Origin of the sequence: Anoxybacillus tepidamans PS2, assembly GCF_000620165.1 — a bacterium.
GTDB classification, from domain to species: Bacteria; Bacillota; Bacilli; order Bacillales; family Anoxybacillaceae; genus Anoxybacteroides; species Anoxybacteroides tepidamans_A.
On record NZ_JHVN01000005.1, the window covers coordinates 37,240 to 53,989 of the forward strand.

The 16,750-nt window shown below is 42.4% G+C and carries 18 protein-coding genes; 8 read left to right on the forward strand and 10 right to left on the reverse strand.

The features are described from left to right. Positions 1 to 287 precede the first annotated feature (287 nt). On the reverse strand, positions 288 to 740 hold the full coding sequence (locus N667_RS19965) for a hypothetical protein (RefSeq protein ID WP_198020524.1): 453 nt from the start codon (positions 738 to 740) through the stop codon (positions 288 to 290). A gap of 184 nt (positions 741 to 924) precedes the next feature. Between N667_RS19965 and N667_RS0106885 the strand changes: the two genes are divergently transcribed. Then, a complete protein-coding gene (locus tag N667_RS0106885) occupies positions 925 to 1,641 on the forward strand; it encodes a hypothetical protein (RefSeq protein ID WP_027408895.1) in 717 nt (238 codons plus the stop codon). Positions 1,642 to 1,927: 286 nt separating this feature from the next. After that, positions 1,928 to 2,716, forward strand: a complete 789-nt coding sequence (locus tag N667_RS0106890; protein ID WP_027408896.1) for a hypothetical protein — start codon at positions 1,928 to 1,930, stop codon at positions 2,714 to 2,716. Positions 2,717 to 2,750: 34 nt separating this feature from the next. On the opposite strand, the gene N667_RS0106895 is transcribed toward N667_RS0106890, so the two are convergent. Beyond that, positions 2,751 to 3,104 carry a DUF1360 domain-containing protein gene (locus N667_RS0106895; protein ID WP_027408897.1) on the reverse strand — a complete coding sequence of 118 codons (354 nt, stop codon included), beginning with the start codon at positions 3,102 to 3,104 and terminating at the stop codon, positions 2,751 to 2,753. Between the two features lie 146 nt (positions 3,105 to 3,250). Here N667_RS0106895 and N667_RS0106900 point away from each other — a divergent pair, with 146 nt between their 5' ends. From N667_RS0106900 to N667_RS0106915, 4 genes are all read left to right on the forward strand, one after another. After that, positions 3,251 to 3,616 carry a hypothetical protein gene (locus N667_RS0106900; protein ID WP_027408898.1) on the forward strand — a complete coding sequence of 122 codons (366 nt, stop codon included), beginning with the start codon at positions 3,251 to 3,253 and terminating at the stop codon, positions 3,614 to 3,616. A gap of 190 nt (positions 3,617 to 3,806) precedes the next feature. After that, the gene (locus tag N667_RS0106905) at positions 3,807 to 5,096 is read left to right on the forward strand and encodes a UDP-glucose dehydrogenase family protein (RefSeq protein ID WP_027408899.1); all 1,290 of its coding nucleotides are present in this window, start codon (positions 3,807 to 3,809) and stop codon (positions 5,094 to 5,096) included. Then, a complete protein-coding gene (locus N667_RS0106910) occupies positions 5,093 to 6,049 on the forward strand; it encodes an NAD-dependent epimerase/dehydratase family protein (protein ID WP_027408900.1) in 957 nt (318 codons plus the stop codon). The genes N667_RS0106905 and N667_RS0106910 overlap by 4 nt, the downstream gene beginning before the upstream one ends. Further along, positions 6,046 to 7,212 carry a glycosyltransferase family 4 protein gene (locus N667_RS0106915; protein ID WP_027408901.1) on the forward strand — a complete coding sequence of 389 codons (1,167 nt, stop codon included), beginning with the start codon at positions 6,046 to 6,048 and terminating at the stop codon, positions 7,210 to 7,212. The genes N667_RS0106910 and N667_RS0106915 overlap by 4 nt, the downstream gene beginning before the upstream one ends. A 14-nt stretch (positions 7,213 to 7,226) precedes the next feature. Here N667_RS0106915 and N667_RS18360 read toward each other — a convergent pair whose 3' ends face one another. The 4 genes from N667_RS18360 to fabI form a co-directional block, all read right to left on the reverse strand. Continuing rightward, positions 7,227 to 8,816, reverse strand: coding sequence for a glycosyltransferase family 4 protein (locus tag N667_RS18360; RefSeq protein ID WP_084278960.1), 1,590 nt, complete (start codon positions 8,814 to 8,816; stop codon positions 7,227 to 7,229). 2 nt (positions 8,817 to 8,818) lie between these two features. Further along, positions 8,819 to 9,913: a CotS family spore coat protein gene (locus tag N667_RS0106925; RefSeq protein ID WP_027408902.1), complete on the reverse strand. Its 1,095-nt coding sequence runs from the start codon at positions 9,911 to 9,913 to the stop codon at positions 8,819 to 8,821. Positions 9,914 to 10,364: 451 nt separating this feature from the next. After that, positions 10,365 to 10,760, reverse strand: a complete 396-nt coding sequence (locus N667_RS0106930) for a CotO family spore coat protein (protein WP_027408903.1) — start codon at positions 10,758 to 10,760, stop codon at positions 10,365 to 10,367. A gap of 165 nt (positions 10,761 to 10,925) precedes the next feature. After that, complete coding sequence (gene fabI / locus N667_RS0106935) at positions 10,926 to 11,702, reverse strand: enoyl-ACP reductase FabI (RefSeq protein ID WP_027408904.1); 777 nt, start codon at positions 11,700 to 11,702, stop codon at positions 10,926 to 10,928. Between the two features lie 202 nt (positions 11,703 to 11,904). Between fabI and N667_RS0106940 the strand changes: the two genes are divergently transcribed. Then, the gene (locus tag N667_RS0106940; RefSeq protein ID WP_027408905.1) at positions 11,905 to 13,080 is read left to right on the forward strand and encodes an FtsW/RodA/SpoVE family cell cycle protein; all 1,176 of its coding nucleotides are present in this window, start codon (positions 11,905 to 11,907) and stop codon (positions 13,078 to 13,080) included. Between the two features lie 122 nt (positions 13,081 to 13,202). Then, complete coding sequence (prpE, locus tag N667_RS0106945; protein ID WP_027408906.1) at positions 13,203 to 13,940, forward strand: bis(5'-nucleosyl)-tetraphosphatase PrpE; 738 nt, start codon at positions 13,203 to 13,205, stop codon at positions 13,938 to 13,940. A 20-nt stretch (positions 13,941 to 13,960) separates the two neighbouring features. Here prpE and N667_RS0106950 read toward each other — a convergent pair whose 3' ends face one another. The 4 genes from N667_RS0106950 to N667_RS0106965 are packed head-to-tail and all read right to left on the reverse strand — an operon-like array spanning position 13,961 to position 16,728. Further along, positions 13,961 to 14,860 (reverse strand): RluA family pseudouridine synthase, encoded by a 900-nt coding sequence (locus tag N667_RS0106950; RefSeq protein ID WP_027408907.1) that lies wholly within the window; start codon positions 14,858 to 14,860, stop codon positions 13,961 to 13,963. Positions 14,861 to 14,885: 25 nt separating this feature from the next. Then, positions 14,886 to 15,701 (reverse strand): NAD kinase, encoded by an 816-nt coding sequence (locus N667_RS0106955; protein WP_027408908.1) that lies wholly within the window; start codon positions 15,699 to 15,701, stop codon positions 14,886 to 14,888. Beyond that, entirely contained in the window at positions 15,698 to 16,336 is a 639-nt protein-coding gene (locus tag N667_RS0106960; protein WP_027408909.1) for a GTP pyrophosphokinase family protein, read from the reverse strand. The genes N667_RS0106955 and N667_RS0106960 overlap by 4 nt, the downstream gene beginning before the upstream one ends. Before the next feature lie 17 nt (positions 16,337 to 16,353). Continuing rightward, the gene (locus N667_RS0106965; protein ID WP_027408910.1) at positions 16,354 to 16,728 is read right to left on the reverse strand and encodes a hypothetical protein; all 375 of its coding nucleotides are present in this window, start codon (positions 16,726 to 16,728) and stop codon (positions 16,354 to 16,356) included. Positions 16,729 to 16,750: the final 22 nt, after the last annotated feature.

A 16,750-nucleotide genomic window follows, 5' to 3' on the forward strand; every position in this document is an offset into this window, starting at 1 on the left:
CTTTTGCATTGTTAGACTATGCAATTGTCACGATCATGGTATAGGCGTTTTACATAAAAAGGATTATCTTTTTCGATAATCCTCGCGAGTTGGCTTACTTTTTCTTCGTTGACTTTCCGCATCCACATCCACCGGTTTTTTTTCTGTTTGATGAAGACGAATATATCGGAGATGATTTCGTTCCACTGATGATAATTGGCTTTTTGTTCTTCATCTCTTTGAGACCTCCAAATATGATGTTGCTGTTATACTATGACAGCATCAGGAGGTTCGCAACTGACAAATTTTTATTTTTCTTTGGAATCTTCTTCAGATGAAAGAGGGGGATTCGAAGAGTTCGAGGTCGTGCTTTGTTCGCCTTTAATAATGGCGTTTTGCTGGCGAAGCGTATGAAAAAACCAGCTTTCGTCCCCTTCGTCTGTCGCGTATGTTTTCAATTGTGCGAGTTGGCGTTCAAGCTCTTCCTTCTCCTTTTTCACTTTTGTCAATTCTTCATATCGTTGCTCGCTTTGTAAAGCAAGTTCTTTTAAAAGGATATTTTCTGCCGCAATTTCTTCTAATTGTTTTGTTAATTCCCTTACTTGTGATTCCGTTCTTTCTAAAGCTTCTTTTAACCGCTCATTTTCTGCTTGTATCAAGCTCCAATCCCCATACTTTGATTTATACCTTGCCAATTCCGACTGTAAATAAATAATTTTTTGCTTTAACAAAACGATATCTTCCGCCTGTTTCGCTTTCACCTATTTTTCCTCCTTGAAAATCATTTGCTCCTAATACATACAAATTCATTCATCTTTCCTTTTAGACCAAAAAAATGAAATTTCCGCTTTTGTCCCGGCACATTTACCCAACTTTTTCATACTATACAGTAGTCCTAACACCCACAAAACTGTGGGGAAAATTTTTAATTAGGAGGAAAGAGTTATGAGTCACTCTCATCATAAAGAAAAAGTATGTATTAAGACTCGCAAAGTGTATGACTGGGTTACTCGTCAAGTCGATGTGCCGCTCAGAAGCTTCAACAATGATGAATTAGAACATGTCTTTCCACACGATAAATGTCCAAGAGATCATGAAAGCATTTGCGATTTCCTCGCTACAAGCGGAATGAACCCACAGGATCTTACAATTAGATGCTTCTTATCAGATGAAGAAGGCAATCGAATTGACCCGGTTGTAGATAACGATGCTCTCATTTGCCAAGAAATTACCCAGCCGAACGGACGTCAACCTGTAACAGTGACTCTCCCATCCGGCGACCAAGTCACACTACAAAAAGTCAAAGTGCTCGTCAAAGGACATATTGTTGTGCAAATCTTAAATGCCAACGGGCAAGTTATTTGCGAATCCGATCCTATCCCATTTGCTACTGCCCAAACATTTATTTTATGTGCCCCTGAAGGAACGATGCTTGACTGCCACATCTCCTTCTTTGAGTGCGACGCAAGCCTTATTTGCACAAACAATTTCCAGCAATTAGATATCTCCATCACGCTATGTTTAGAAGTGCAAATGGAAGCAGACGTAAAAATCGAAGTCGAAGCTCGTTTCTGCAAGCCGCGCGAGGAAATTTTAGAAGCAACCCTTTGCCCAACAAATAATTTCCCACCTCAATGTCCTGAAGTATTTCCAAGTCATTAACCACACTTTGCGAGTTAGGCTGTTGCTATACCAACAGCCTTTTTTGTTTACAAATGAAAATCCTTTACATTTCGCCTTTTGCTTGTTTTAAAGTAAAAGGCGAATTTTTTTCTGCTGTCTTTTGCCTTCTTATTTGAATGGACAAAAAAGAAAAAGTACGAGTGCGCTTGTGTGATTGCAGACATCTCCCCCCAACAGATCTCTCAATGAATCTTCACGCAAAACTTATATATTCGTATTTATTTGCTTCCTTAACATATATATAGCTGTAAAGGAGGGTCGTGCCATGGGACAAAAACCGCCGAATCAACAGATTCAGCTGCAACAAAAAATTATTCATTACCGCTCAGAAATTGCTAAATACGAAGAGCAATTAAAAGCACTGCAAGCCGATCTTCAAAAAGAAAAGCTGCGGAATGAATATTTGCTCGAGAAGCTGCATTTAGCTGAGTCGGTACACGTTGAACCGTATGAAAAAAAAATTGCCCAGCTTGAACAACAGCTTTTATCTTATGAAGTAGCCCTTGAAGAAGCTGAGCGGCAAATTCAGCATCTAAAAAAAACGAAATATGCCGCTTTAGAGGAAGAAAAAAAGCCCGTGCCCGTCACAAAAGCACAAGCTTTTTTTGCGTATTCCACCCTTCTAGCGGAAACGCCAGAGGAAGAAACGCTCGTGTTCGGCGATTTTATCATTCAAAATATAGGTACTGAAGCGTTGCAAAACTTGGTCGTCTGCATCCGCATTTCTCCTAAAAAAGCGGGAGAGCTTAGCGGAAAAATTGCCGTCAAACGAAATTTTTCGGGGGAAAACAGCTTCGTGGAAAACGAAGCGACAGTCGAATGGACTTTCGCCCATGACAACTGGAGAGAGAAAATAAAAAACGATGGAGAATACTGGATAAAACCAGCCAACATAAAAAAGCTCATGCCGAATGAAGAAATACGATTTTCCCATTTTGAAATAAGAATAAAAAAGACGGACAGCATACATTCAGCTGTGATTGATGGATTCATTTACTGCAATGAATTGCCAAAAGGAGTCGCTTCATTAAATAACATCGTCATTAACTTTTAGCTTCCCCCCTTCCCCCATGGGAAGAGGGGGCTTCTTATGTATTCAAAAATTTACTGACGATCGTTTCAATGAGTGCTGCACATCCTGCAATTGCAAAAATATGGACAAGCGGTCCAAAGAAGGATGGGAAAAGCATGTAACCACCGTAAAAAAACGCTGCACACCATACACCCGTGCACCAATAACAGCTAAGAAGTTCACCGATCCAATGTTTGATTCCGCTTCCCTTCACTATTAAAAAGGTTTCGGTCGACCCATCCGGAAGAGTCTCCTCCACAATGTCATGAAATGGTTTTCTCAGCCAAGCCATAATCGCATCGTAAACAAGCAGTCTCGTAAAACGAAAGCTGGCAAGCGAAAGCAACAGTAGGTCAAACAAACGGTCCATCATCATCTCCCCCTTTTGGTTCATTGTATGAGCAAATCGTGTAAAATAGCTCTCTTTTAGGCATTCGTCTAAACCGTTTCCCGAATGATTCATATAATGACTACTACTAGATATTTTCACTATCACCTGTAAGGGAGTGATGATGCATGTATCGGGTCTTTTTTCACAACCGGCCATTGAAAAAAAGAGCGAACTTGATGGGCAGAGCTGCGAAAACATTCGAATCACCGAAACCGTCGGAAACAGCCAACAGCATACTCTCGCAACTAGAAGCTCTGCAACCAGGAACAGAAATTAATGTACACACCGATAACGAAACATACTATAATGCTCTATTCCAATCATTCGATCAAGAAACGGGAGACGTTTCATTATTAATAGATCGTTTTTACAAAGATGGCGGCCGAGTTGCCACTTTGAGAGGAAGCGATATCGTTTCTATTGATTTTCCTGCTTCGGAAAACGAAGAGGGGTTCCCTATTAATAGCAATGCAGACGAAGAGGATGAGTAAAGATTAACAAACCAGGTAGTGAACCTGGTTTTCCTTATTCATAGCGCTGATTTCTCTTAATAAAATAGGCTTTTGCCGTATCGCCGATGAGGAATGTCCCTTCATACACTATCACAAGTATAGCTATCTATTATTTTGTGATGCACGCTAAACTCGCTTTGCCATAATATTTTTGGAAAGGAGTGCTCAAATGAATATATGCATCGTCGGTGCCGGGTACGTCGGATTAACGACAGCAGCCGTTCTCGCTGAGCTTGGACATCAAGTAGATTGCGTCGATCAAAATAATTATAAAATTGAACAGTTGAACAATGGCTATGTCCCTATTTATGAACCAGGACTTAAAGAACTTATCGATAAAAATAACGATCGGCTCACTTTTACCACTTCTCTCGCTCATTCCATAAAGCGCGCCTCCGTTGTTATCATTTGCGTCGGCACACCATCTTTAGAAGATGGAACAACAGATTTACGGTATCTTCAGTCCGTAACTGACGATCTGCCAAACTACATCGACTCATATAAAACAATTATTACAAAAAGCACCGTACCTCCTGGGACGAACGAATGGATCCGTGCGAGATTAATTGAAAAAGGAGTTCCTCCCCATTTATTTGCTGTCGTTTCAAATCCGGAATTTTTAAGGGAGGGCTCTGCTATTTCCGATATGCTTCATGCTGACAAAATCGTCGTCGGTCTCCGTTCGGATGATAATCGGTCATTACCGATTGTCCAAAAGATCTACGATGGAATCTCTGCTCCATACATTATTACAAGCCTAACAGGAGCAGAAATGATTAAATACGCTTCCAATGCTTTTTTAGCGACTAAAATTTCATTTATCAACGAGATTGCGCGCATTTGCGATGCTTTTAAAGTAAATGTAAATGATGTCGCAAAAGGAATCGGACACGATCCGAGAATAGGGCCACACTTTTTGCAAGCCGGTCTTGGTTACGGCGGTTCTTGTTTCCCAAAAGACGTAAAATCGCTAGAGCAAACCGCGCGTTTTAAAAATATTCAACCGCACATTTTACAAGCAGTTCAATTCGTTAATGATTCACAAATTGATGTGTATATCAATAAATTACGGGAAACATTAAATGATTTATCAACGAAGACCATCGCTGTCTTAGGCATCGCTTTCAAACCTAACACGGATGATACCCGCGAGTCTCCAGCGGAACGGTTCATCCGCCACCTCAGCAAAACAGGCTGTATCATTCGCGCGTACGACCCGAAGGCAAAACTAAGCAGCGATCATCAAGCGAACGTAACACAAACGGCAACAAGCAAAGAAGCCATTTGCGGTGCAGACTGTTTAGTAATTGCCACCGATTGGGCAGAATTTCAACAGCTCGATTGGCGAGAGGTAAAAAAATGGATGAAAGGCAACATCGTGCTTGATGCAAGAAACTGCCTCCAGCGAGAAGCAATTGAAGAATGTGGATTACAATATATAGGGGTTGGTGCTGGATGAAAATCATCGTAACAGGTGCAGCGGGATTTATTGGCTCTCATCTATGTGAAAAGTTGCTCGAAGATGAACAAAACATTGTGATCGGCATTGATGGGTTTATTGGTCCTACCCCTTCTCCTTTAAAAGTATTGAATATCGGTACGCTTCTTTCGCATCCTCGCTTTACCCTCATTGCGCAAGATCTTTCGTCTATCAATTTACGTGAACTGTTGAAGGATGCCGATGTTGTCTATCATCTAGCAGGAATGCCAGGTGTTCGAACGAGTTGGGGAAGCGAGTTTGAATCGTACGCCGTTCACAACATTTCTTCGACGCAACAGCTGCTTGAGGCGTGCAAAGATGCGTCCATTCAACAATTCATTTATGCTTCTACTTCTTCTGTTTACGGAGAAAAAGACGGAAAACTGTCCGAAACAATGGAACCCGCTCCGCTCTCTCCGTATGGAATCACCAAGCTGACAGGCGAACATCTATGCCGGGTGTACCATACAACTTTTCACATTCCGACAGTGATTTTGCGATATTTCACCGTTTACGGTCCGAGACAGCGAACGGATATGTCGTTTCATCGCTTTATTAAACAATTGCTAACAAAACAACCAATCACCATTTTTGGCGACGGTACACAATCGCGCGATTTCACCTATATTTCCGATTGTGTAAAAGCAACGGCTTCGGTCTTAGGCAATACAGCCGTCATTGGAAAAACGATCAACATCGGCGGAAAAGAAAGAGCGTCCGTCAATGAAGTGATCGAACTATTAGAAACATTGACAGGAACAAAAGCGATTAGACAGTATACCGCTTCGGCGCTCGGCGAACCGAAACATACTTGGGCGGATCTTTCATTAGCGGAGCAGTATTTGCACTATCATCCAGAAGTAACTTTACAGGAAGGTTTGCGGCGTGAGATTGAGTATATCCGTTCCGCTTATGCGAGGGATTTGCCGTGAACATTGCCTATATTTGCACAGAAAAACTCCCTTCCCCCGCCGTCAAAGGAGGAGCGATTCAATTAATGATTGACGGCGTCGCTCCTTTTATTGCCAAACGACACCAATTAACGATTTTTTCCATCACAGATCCTGCTTTGCCTCCGCAAGAAGTAGTAAATGGAATTGAATATATTCGATTTCCGAAAGAAACGTATGAGCATGATGTCGCTAATGAATTAGCGACACGTTCGTTTGATGTCATTCACGTTTTTAATCGCCCGGCCCACGTGCCTAAGTATAAAGCAGCTTCCCCTGAAAGCGCGATCGTACTGAGCCTCCATAACGATATGTTTTCGCCGCTTAAAATCAGCCAAGAAAAAGCGGAGCAAGCGATAAAGGAAAGCACGTTTATTACATCGGTAAGCGAATACATCAAACAAACAGTCATCGGACGATATCGCGTGCCAGAGCAAAAAATTCGCGTCGTTTATTCCGGCGTCGATTTAGAAAAATACATTCCTGTATGGACGGAAGAAGGACAGAGCATTCGCAAGCGTTTAAGACAAAAGCTTGGCATCACTAACGAAAAAGTAATTTTATTTATCGGCAGACTAAGCAAAACAAAAGGTCCCCATCTTCTCATTCAATGCATGAAGGACGTTCTTACAAAACATCCTGACGCCATACTAGTGATCGTTGGCGGGAAATGGTTTAGCGAAAATGGATCAAACGACTATATTCGAAAACTTCACCAGCTATCGTCGCCGCTTCACAACCGGGTCATATTCACGAACTATATCCCAGCAGAACATATTCCACACTTGTTTCTGATCGGCGATGTGTTTGTTTGCAGCTCACAATGGCACGAACCACTTGCCCGCGTTCATTATGAAGCGATGGCAGCCGGAATTCCTGTTATCACCACAAACCGCGGCGGAAACGCGGAAATTATTCATCATCTACACAATGGGTTTGTTATTGACGATTATCAAAATCCCTCTAGTTTTGCAAAAGCCATCGATTATATATTCACGCAGCAAAAGAAAGCGCAAAACATGGCGCAGATAGGAAGAAAACAAGTAGAAGAGCAGTTTCAATTCCAGCATGTGGCCGCCCGGCTTGATTCTATCTACTGCGAAGCGTTTACAAAAAACAAACAAAGGATGCCTCTTAACGGATAAGGCATCCTTTTTATCTACCCGATAATAAATATATTAAACGGCTTATCATCGTCTCCTTTTTTACGTTTAGAGGAAGGAAAGACATGGTAAGGGGAAGAGGATAGAGTGAATGTTCTTCGATTGGCACTTGCTTTTGTTTCATACTGTTCTGTTTGTTCGAAATCTTTGTTTTTGGTAAAATCCGCTTTCTTTTTGCCTTTTTTCGATAACAAGTGCTCGATGGTTGGTGTTTCGGGATCTTCCTTTGAAAGAAATTCCTCTAATGCCGGCTGCAGCAAACTTTCGAGTTGTTGCAACTTTTTCTTTTTCTTTTCTTTCTTGTCTTTTCTTTTTTTATTTTGCTCCAAGACCTCTTCTTTTGGAGCAACTTGCTCAACTGACTCAACTGATTCAACTTGTTCAACTACCGGATCATGTTGCAATTCAACAGTTTCTGCTTCCTCTGCCTTTTCATATGTGACGCTCTCTGCTTGCTCCCAAACATCAAGCAGCTCGGAAGCGACTCTGCTCCATCCGTATCGAGAAGTAGCAAGCTCCCTTCCTTTTTCCCCCATTCTTTTCATTAGTGATTTATTTGATAATATTTGTGAAATCTTTTCCACAAAGTCCCTTGGATCTTCCGGGTTTTCTACGATAAGACCGTTCTCATTTGCTTCAATCACCTCTGGGTTGCCGCCCCTTGCTGTTGTTACAATTGGCAGGCCTGCCGCCATCGCTTCATAGTGCACGCGCGCCAATGGTTCTTGCCATTGAGAAGTACAAACAAATAAATCAGCGGCCGCAAACCAATTTTGAATCTCATCTGGGGCGACAAAGCCCGTCGTTACCACCGGAACTGGCAGCTTTTGGGCTAGAGCGCGCACGTACGCTATATAGTCATTTACATCCTCTTGACTAAACCACCTACTTCCTATGATGACGAGAGCCACATCTTTGAACTTTTTAGAAATATCAGGTAGCGCCCTCACTAATTTATCGACCCCTTTATTGCGGGAAAGCCTTCCAGCGAACAAAATTACCGTCTTATTTTCTAAATTGTTTGCTCGGCGAATTTCGTTGCGGATTTTCTGCATTTTCGGATGATTTCCCGGCAAAAACCGCTCGGCATCCACCCCCGAATATATGGTGCGCACTTTTGACGCGGCTTGTGGATATAAGCTACATATAGCATCTCCAACATAATTGCTCACCGTTACAATTCTCGATACTTCTGCTATCACTCTTTCAGCTTCTTCGGGATCGATTTTTTCCGGCGTGAACATGTCGTTATGCATGCTTAAAGTAATTTTCGCTAACGGGGCTACTTGTCGGACAGGGAGGACAAGACGCGGGCGATTAAAAATGTGGATAAGATCAAATTGATTAGATTCGACATAGCGAACAACATTTTCTCGATAAGTCTCAAATATTTTCCCCGGCACCCGGACATAGCGAATACCATCAACCGTTTCTTCATCCGGTAGTGACGGATCATTAACCCCTAAAATCGTAATGTCATGAGATTTCTTTAAATAGGGAAGAATGCCCGCAATATAAGTTTGGATCGCTCCTCCTAATACAGGAGGGACAGGGAGTTTTTCAGTGCAAATCATTAAAATTTTCATGTTTACTTTCTTCCCTTCCAATCATTTTTTATTTCTTCCAACACAGGCCACTTCGTCTGATCCGTTTGAACAATCGTTTGGATTAATTGTGTCGTTTCTTCGTTGAGGAATATTTCAGGCTCATATACAACTTCTTTTATATTCTTGTAAAATTCATTTGGCATCGCTAAATCAATCATTAAAATCTCGTAAAGCTCAGGCGTAATTGGATTGGCTTCGTGGTAAGCTTTAATCATTTCCCGAACCCACGTCGCATCCCAGTAATATAGATCGGCCATTGTGCCGCTAATCAGTTTTCTTAAATCGCGAATCGGAAGGTCAAATGCGACACCGTCAAGGTCGATAATCCACATCCCTTCGGCTCCCATTTGCCCGTTCGACCAACCGTAATCTTGGTGCACGAGTCCCCAGTAGGCGTTCCCATGTTTGATCAACTCAAAATAGCTTGACTGTTCAAGCTCTGCTGTCGCTCTTCTTGCTTGCTCTTCAAACTGATCAACTACATCCAATAAATGAGAGCTAGCCGGCATTTCTCTATAAGCGTTGGCAATCGTGCGAAACCAATCCATTTTCTCTATCACTTTTTTATAGTTTTTCGGCCATTTGCGAAGCCGAGAGGCAACTTCCGCTTGTTTCGGCGGCTCATATCCTTTACTTAAGTGGTGAAATTCTCCAAGAGCGTAGCAAAGGTGTTTCGCTCCTTCTAAGTCCTTTGAAACTGGTGCCAGCGGCTCAATCCATTCAGCAACAAACCACAACTTCCCCCCGGCCTCTACATAATTTTCGCCGTCTTTTGTTTTTATAATTTGCGGAACTCTCGCTTTCTTGACCTCTACTAAATATTCTTGCGCCCCTAAGCTAAATAAACTTCTCGTTGGTCGTCTGTGTAAAAGCTTCAAACTTTTCGGTCCTGATTTTGTCTCAAGCTTCCAAATAGCCCCACCTTTATCCGGTTTTGTCGTAACGATTTGCATGCTTTGAACGGATAAATCATAACTTCGAAGAACTTGTTGCGCGATTTCTTCAATGTAGTCAGGTACAAAAAAATCGTCATCAAGCTCTCCGACGATCCAAGGTTCAATGATCTTCGTCTCCACATTATCCCTCCTATGAAATAAAAGATTTTCCCCCATACAGCCATACTCAATGCAACTATGATTGTTTTATTCATCCCGTAAGTATTGGAAACATTAACAAGTAAAAATATCTTATGGATTTCGTTCCTATTGACACCAACACGAAACGATGTTAGAGCATGGACACTTTTTGTAACAATTTGTTCGATGAGGGTCAGCTTTAACCCAATAATAGGGTATGCATCATTTGCGATATGGTATAGACACATATAATGATATTACCTATTTTTTTGCACAATACATCCCTGATTCCCTTGGTGCTAAAGCATCTTTCAGGCGGTAATAAAAATCGCGGAAACAACTTAGATCGCTCCCATTTCTCTACATGAAACCGTTTTACTTTTTTAAAATAAAAGCACCTCTGCCAGTTCAAAAACGAACAGAGGCGCTAGTTAACGTTTTGGAGGCGCAATTAATGTTCTTTGCCAAAACCAATTAAAGACACGGAAATAATTTGATTGAATGGAATGTTGATTTGTTTCCCTTTCTCGATTTGGAATCTCACGTGCCCGTTTTTATATTCCAGCACAAATCCTTTATGCTCTCCTTTTTTTGTGGTGAGCTTACATTTAATTTTTGACAATTGGTTTGGAAGTTTCGTTAAAAACTGGATTTGTTCTTCTAGTGTCATTTCTTGAAATTGTTTGGAGTGGATGCTCTTTTGCTCATCTTCCCCTCGCTTTCCTTTGCTAGCGCGCTGCGGGGCATATTTTTTTGCCTGAAACGATTGCTGCATGTATGATACCTTTGGCTCTAATTTCGGCTGCACGATATAAAGAAGCGGCTCGTTCGGAACGGCTTGTTTCATCTCTGTTCCTCCTCATCATGATGGTCTATAACATTAATGTATGCTTCCATATAGGCAAAAGTGCATTTAATGAAAAAAAGCAGCCAATGAATTCTAATCATTAGCTGCTTTAGTAAGGAAGAACACTTTTTCCTTCAGAACTCAATGTCGGTGGCGCTTTCCTTTTTATCTCGCTAAAATATGATAACCAGAATCCACGTGGATGATTTCTCCAGTTACCCCGCGAGACAAGTCGCTAAATAAAAACAGCGCTGCATCGCCAACCTCTTCTTGTGTCGTTGTCCGGCGAAGAGGAGCACGCTCTTCGATTTCTTTTAAAATGGAGTTGAAATCGCTGACGCCTTTAGCGGATAATGTGCGAATCGGTCCAGCGGAAATCGCGTTGACACGAATGCCATATTTCCCTAAGTCGTTCGCCAAATATTTCACGCTCGCATCTAATGAAGCTTTCGCTACTCCCATGATGTTATAGTTTTGCACAACTCTCTCGCCGCCAAGATACGTTAAAGTGACGATACTTCCGCCCTCTGCCATGAGGTCTTTCGCCGCTCTTGCCACAGCAGTTAAGGAATAGGCGCTAATATTGTGCGCGAGCAAAAACCCTTCGCGGCTGACATTCATATATTCTCCGCTGAGATCATCTTTATTAGCAAATGCAATGCAATGCGCAATGCCATGAATCGTGCCCACTTTTTCTTTAATTTCCGCAAAGCATTTCTCAATCTCTTCATCGCTTGTTACATCGCAAGGCAAAAGCAGCGTTGTCTCATCTTCAAGCGTGTCGACCAGCTTGCGCACTTCTTCTTTAAAACGCTCGCCCGCATATGTAAAAATAAGCCGCGCGCCTGCCGCATGGAGTGAACGAGCAATTCCCCAAGCAATGCTCCGTTTATTGGCTACTCCCATTACGACATACGTACGTCCTTTTAATGATAACGTCATATTCATCCTCCTATATCGACTGGATTTATTATTTGTTATTAGTACCAAGTGTTAATTTTATTATAACAAAAAAACGGGCATGACAAAATAAGAATTTTCTCTAACAAAATTTTTCCGCTTGATTTATATACTTCCCTTTGCAAAAATAATGGAATTAGCTAATATGGATATGGTGAGTTTTTATGATACGGAGTGGAATATAATGGAACAAGATAAATTGCCGCAACAAAAAGTAGATTATAATTTGCTGTTTATTCTGTTTTTAATGGCGATTGTTAGCGCGATTGCCATTCATAGCGCGCAGCCGTCGCTGCCGGAAAAGCTCCAATCAGTCAACTTTGTAGTCAAGCAATTGCAATGGTATATCATCGGTGCAGCCGTCATCGTTATTACGATGATCATTGACTACGATCGCTTTTTCCATTTTGCCTGGTATTTATATGGGTTTGGCATGCTGTTATTGCTTGGACTGGAATTAGGATTGCCAGGGACAGTGACGATTAAAGGGGCAACAAGCTGGTACTCCATTCCAGGGGCCGGCAACTTCCAGCCATCAGAGTTAATGAAAATTTTTATGATTATTGTCATTAGCCGCATCATTGTTAACCATCGTGAAAAATATCCGGAGCCAACGGTTGAAGAGGATTTTAAACTATTAGGAAAAATCGCCCTTGCAACCGCTCCACCGCTATTGCTGCTTATGAGGCAGCCGGATTTAGGGATGTCGATGGTATTTACAGCGATTGTTTGCTCTCTCGTACTCGTTTCTGGTGTTCGTTGGCGCATTATTTTAGGGATTATTTCTAGCGGACTGTTTGCTGCCGGCACACTTGTTTTTATTTTCTTTCAGTTCCCTGACTTTTTCCATAAATACATTTTGAAGGAATACCAGCTAGACAGATTTTACGGTTGGCTTGCTCCTTATGAGTACTCCAATGAGCAAGGATTCCAATTGATTCGTTCGCTTCTTGCCATCGGCTCTGGTGAAATGTATGGAAAAGGGTACAGAAACTTAGATGTGTATTTGCCGGAAGCACACACCGATTTTATTTTCGGCATTATCGCCGAGCAGTTTGGTTTTATCGGCGCGAGCATCGTCGTTTCCCTGTTTTTCTTGCTTGTGTACCGCATGGTTCATATCGCTCTTGAAAGCCATGATTTATACGGCAGCTATTTATGCGCAGGCGTAATTGGCATGATTACGTTCCAAGTGTTCCAAAACGTTGGAATGACAATCGGATTGCTTCCTATTACGGGACTTCCGCTCCCATTTGTTAGCTACGGAGGAAGCTCTCTTGCCACCTATATGCTGGCGATCGGCATTGTATTGAACGTACGCTATCGCACGAAAAAATTTATGTTTTCTTCCGACGAATGAATCTCCACCTACACGTCGTTTCAAGGAGACTTCTCGATGGACAAAAGCCGCTATCTCGCGGCTTTTCGTTTATTTCTCTCTAAATGTTCATAAAATATATAAAAATGAAAGCAGGTGACCGAATGCAAATAGATGTTATCGGCGACATCCACGGTTGTTATGACGAGTTTGTCTCCCTCACAAAAAAGCTAGGATATGAATGGGAAAGCGGCCTTCCCGTTCATCCCAATAAAAGAAAATTGGGCTTTGTCGGCGATTTAACCGACCGCGGCCCCAAGTCTCTTCAAACAATTGAAACGGTTTTTTCGCTCGTTGAAAACCATTTGGCATATTATGTTCCAGGAAATCACTGCAATAAATTGTATCGTTTTTTTCTCGGACGAAATGTACAAATTACGCACGGTTTGGAGACAACCGTTGCGGAATATGAAGCGCTGTCCCCTAGAGAACAATCGTCCATCAGAAAAAAATTTATTCACCTTTACGAAAATGCCCCATTGTACGCCCGTTTAGACGATGGAAATTTAATTATCGCTCACGCTGGCATCCGCCAAGATTATATCGGGAGGTTGGATAAAAAAGTGCAGACGTTTGTGCTGTACGGGGATATTACCGGGGAAACGAACCCTGACGGCACACCGGTTCGCCGCGATTGGGCGAAACATTATAAAGGAGCGGCTTGGATTGTATATGGCCACACCCCTGTTAGCAAACCGCGCATTATCAACCATACCGCCAATATTGATACGGGCTGCGTGTTTGGCGGTGCATTGACAGCGTTCCGCTATCCGGAATTAGAGACGGTTTCTGTTCCATCGTCAATGCCACATGTGCCGGAAAAATTTAAAACATTTAGTTAGATCAAAAACGGGCACACTTTTTACAAAGCAGCCCGTTCTATCATTTGCCTCATATCGTCCGGAAGCGGACATTGGAACTTATATATTTTTTGATGAAAAGGATGAAAAAAGGAGAGCTCTTTACTGTGCAACGCCTGGCGATTGATCATTTCACGGCTTCCTCCGTACAGTTCATCTCCCAAAAGCGGATGCCCTAAATGGGCAAGATGCACGCGAATTTGATGAGTTCTCCCCGTTTCAAGCTCCAACGATACGTGCGTATAACGTCCGAACCGCCCGAGCACTCGAAAATGTGTTACCGCCCGTTGACCATCTTCACGGACTTCACGTTCAATAATACTATCACCTTTGCGACCAATCGGAGCATCAATCGTTCCTTCTTCCTTTTCTAAATCCCCGTGGCAAATCGCCTCATACTTTCGTTTTACATGTCCCCGTTTTTGTAATTCGGACAACAAATGGTGAACATGCCGATGTTTCGCAATCAGCACAAGCCCGGACGTATCGCGATCAAGCCGTGTCACAACATGAACCGTCGATGCAAGCTTCTGTTCGTTATAATAATGCAGCAGTGCGTTTGCTAGCGTTCTGCTCGGATGTTCCCGCGAAGGAATGGTCGACATATAGGGCGGCTTGTTTACTACTAACACATAATCATCTTCATAAACAATGTCAAGCGAAAGAGGCTCCGGCTCCATATCGCTGCTACGTTCTTCCGGCGGAAAATGTACGACCAACATTTCACCGGCGCGAAGACGATGACGGACGGTAACAGGCCGCCCATCTACCTCAATCGCGCCGCCGTGAAATTTAATATCTGTTAACGCCGTTTTCGAAATGTGCTGCTCCTTCAAAAAATCGCGAACAAGCTTCCCTTCATTCTGTTCTGTAATAACCCATTGCAATGTAAAATGCGTCAACGCTGCTACCTTCCTTTTTCAACTTTTAATCAGCAATAAACGAATCGCGAACCCGCTTCCAAAACGGAAACGGGCGGAAGCGGGCGAAACGGATTTTTTCATCCGCTACACGGCATTGAATCAATTTGACATCTTTATGCAGCAATGATAAATGGTCAATTGAAATTTGAAAATCGACTTGGTTTACCGGTTTCAGAATACATGTATGGTGCGCCGGCAAAACAAGAGGAGAACCAATGGTACGGAACACTCGATTATTAATCGATGCCATTTCGGCTAATTGAATCGCCTCGAGCGATGGATGTAAAATAGCTCCCCCCAACGCTTTATTATAGGCGGTGCTCCCTGTCGGTGTGGAAATGCAAAGTCCGTCGCCGCGAAACGTTTCAAATAAATCTCCTTTAATCTCCACATCCATGACAAGCGTGCCCGTAAGGCTTTTTACCGTGCATTCATTCAGCGCGAGATACCTTGCCTCCTGGCCGCCGCTAATATAGCGGACAATGACCTCTAACAGAGGATATTCAACAATTTGGTACGGTGTTTTCGCAATCGCGATGACAAGCTTTTCAATTTCCTCAGGCACCCAGTCGGCATAAAAGCCTAAATGGCCCGTATGAACACCGACAAATGCCGTCTTATCAAGGCGTTGGCAGTAGCGATGAAACGCATATAACAGCGTTCCATCGCCGCCAACGGAAATCACAAGATCAGGCTCGTCTTCATCGTATTCAAGACCAAAATCGACCAAATATGTTTTCATTTTTTGCATTAACGTATTCGATGTAGCATCGCCTTTTGAAGTAATCGCAAACTTCAGCGGCTCTTGTTTGGGCCTCATACTTCTTCTCCTTTTGCTTCTTGTTTTCGAGAAAACGCTGCTTGTGCTTCCTGGATTTCAAAGCGGATTTTTGACATTTCTTCATCCAGCAAATAGGCAGCTTCTGCTGCACGCTGCAAACGTACCTTAATATCTTCCGGGAAGCGTCCGCTATATTTATAATTTAAAGAATGCTCAATCGTCGCCCAAAAATTCATCGCCAGCGTTCGAATCTGAATTTCTACCAAAATATTCTTCTCGCCGTGAATCGTCTGCACCGGATAACGAATGACAACATGATAGGAGCGATAGCCACTTTCTTTTTTTTGCGTAATATAATCCCTTTCTTCGACGATTTGAAAATCGTTCCGTTGCCGCAATAATTCAACGACCGTTTTAATATCGTCAACAAACTGACACATCATTCTTAAGCCCGCAATATCTTGCATTTGCTCTTCTAGTTTATCGAGCGGAATATTTTTCTTTTGCGCCTTATCGAGAATGCTCGCGATCGGCTTTACCCTTCCTGTAACAAACTCTATCGGCGAATGGACACCTTGCATTTCAAATTGTGTTCGCATGCCTTTTAATTTTACCTTTAACTCCTCGACCGCTTGTTTATAAGGAGCTAGGAATAAATCCCAATGCTTCACCATATAACCACCACCAACTGTTATGTAAGAAACGTCTCTTTTACCGCTTTCTCCATTTCTTCGCCATAGTTTGCATTTCCTTCAATATTTTCGACCAAATATGCTAGTTCCTCCTGAAAACCAAGCAATTCAAGCTGAATAGGTCCGCACTGGAGAAAAACGCGGAGCGGGTGATGCAACACTTCCTTAATCTCTTTCCAAAGCCCCTGAGGAATCGTGACATAGACAAACTCGTCCTCAGTTTCAAGTATATAAATAAACGATAAGCAATCAGAATCTGCAAGCATATAATTCTTTGGTTTTGCCTCATCAAGAGGAAATGACGGTTCTTCGCCAATCAGCCACATTTGATCATCACGTTTTTCTGCTTGATGGATTGTTATTTTTTTTCTCATCACTATGTCTCCTTCCACTGCA

Excerpts from the sequence above, each read along its gene's own strand:
- N667_RS0106885 (WP_027408895.1), top strand. The coding sequence starts at position 925 with ATGAGTCACTCTCATCATAAAGAAAAAGTATGTATTAAGACTCGCAAA.
- N667_RS0106890 (WP_027408896.1), top strand. The coding sequence starts at position 1,928 with ATGGGACAAAAACCGCCGAATCAACAGATTCAGCTGCAACAAAAAATT.
- N667_RS0106895 (WP_027408897.1), bottom strand. The coding sequence starts at position 3,104 with ATGGACCGTTTGTTTGACCTACTGTTGCTTTCGCTTGCCAGCTTTCGT.
- N667_RS0106900 (WP_027408898.1), top strand. The coding sequence starts at position 3,251 with ATGTATCGGGTCTTTTTTCACAACCGGCCATTGAAAAAAAGAGCGAAC.
- N667_RS0106905 (WP_027408899.1), top strand. The coding sequence starts at position 3,807 with ATGAATATATGCATCGTCGGTGCCGGGTACGTCGGATTAACGACAGCA.
- N667_RS0106910 (WP_027408900.1), top strand. The coding sequence starts at position 5,093 with ATGAAAATCATCGTAACAGGTGCAGCGGGATTTATTGGCTCTCATCTA.
- N667_RS18360 (WP_084278960.1), bottom strand. The coding sequence starts at position 8,816 with ATGAAAATTTTAATGATTTGCACTGAAAAACTCCCTGTCCCTCCTGTA.
- N667_RS0106930 (WP_027408903.1), bottom strand. The coding sequence starts at position 10,760 with ATGAAACAAGCCGTTCCGAACGAGCCGCTTCTTTATATCGTGCAGCCG.
- fabI (WP_027408904.1), bottom strand. The coding sequence starts at position 11,702 with ATGACGTTATCATTAAAAGGACGTACGTATGTCGTAATGGGAGTAGCC.
- N667_RS0106940 (WP_027408905.1), top strand. The coding sequence starts at position 11,905 with ATGGAACAAGATAAATTGCCGCAACAAAAAGTAGATTATAATTTGCTG.
- prpE (WP_027408906.1), top strand. The coding sequence starts at position 13,203 with ATGCAAATAGATGTTATCGGCGACATCCACGGTTGTTATGACGAGTTT.
- N667_RS0106955 (WP_027408908.1), bottom strand. The coding sequence starts at position 15,701 with ATGAGGCCCAAACAAGAGCCGCTGAAGTTTGCGATTACTTCAAAAGGC.
- N667_RS0106960 (WP_027408909.1), bottom strand. The coding sequence starts at position 16,336 with ATGGTGAAGCATTGGGATTTATTCCTAGCTCCTTATAAACAAGCGGTC.
- N667_RS0106965 (WP_027408910.1), bottom strand. The coding sequence starts at position 16,728 with ATGAGAAAAAAAATAACAATCCATCAAGCAGAAAAACGTGATGATCAA.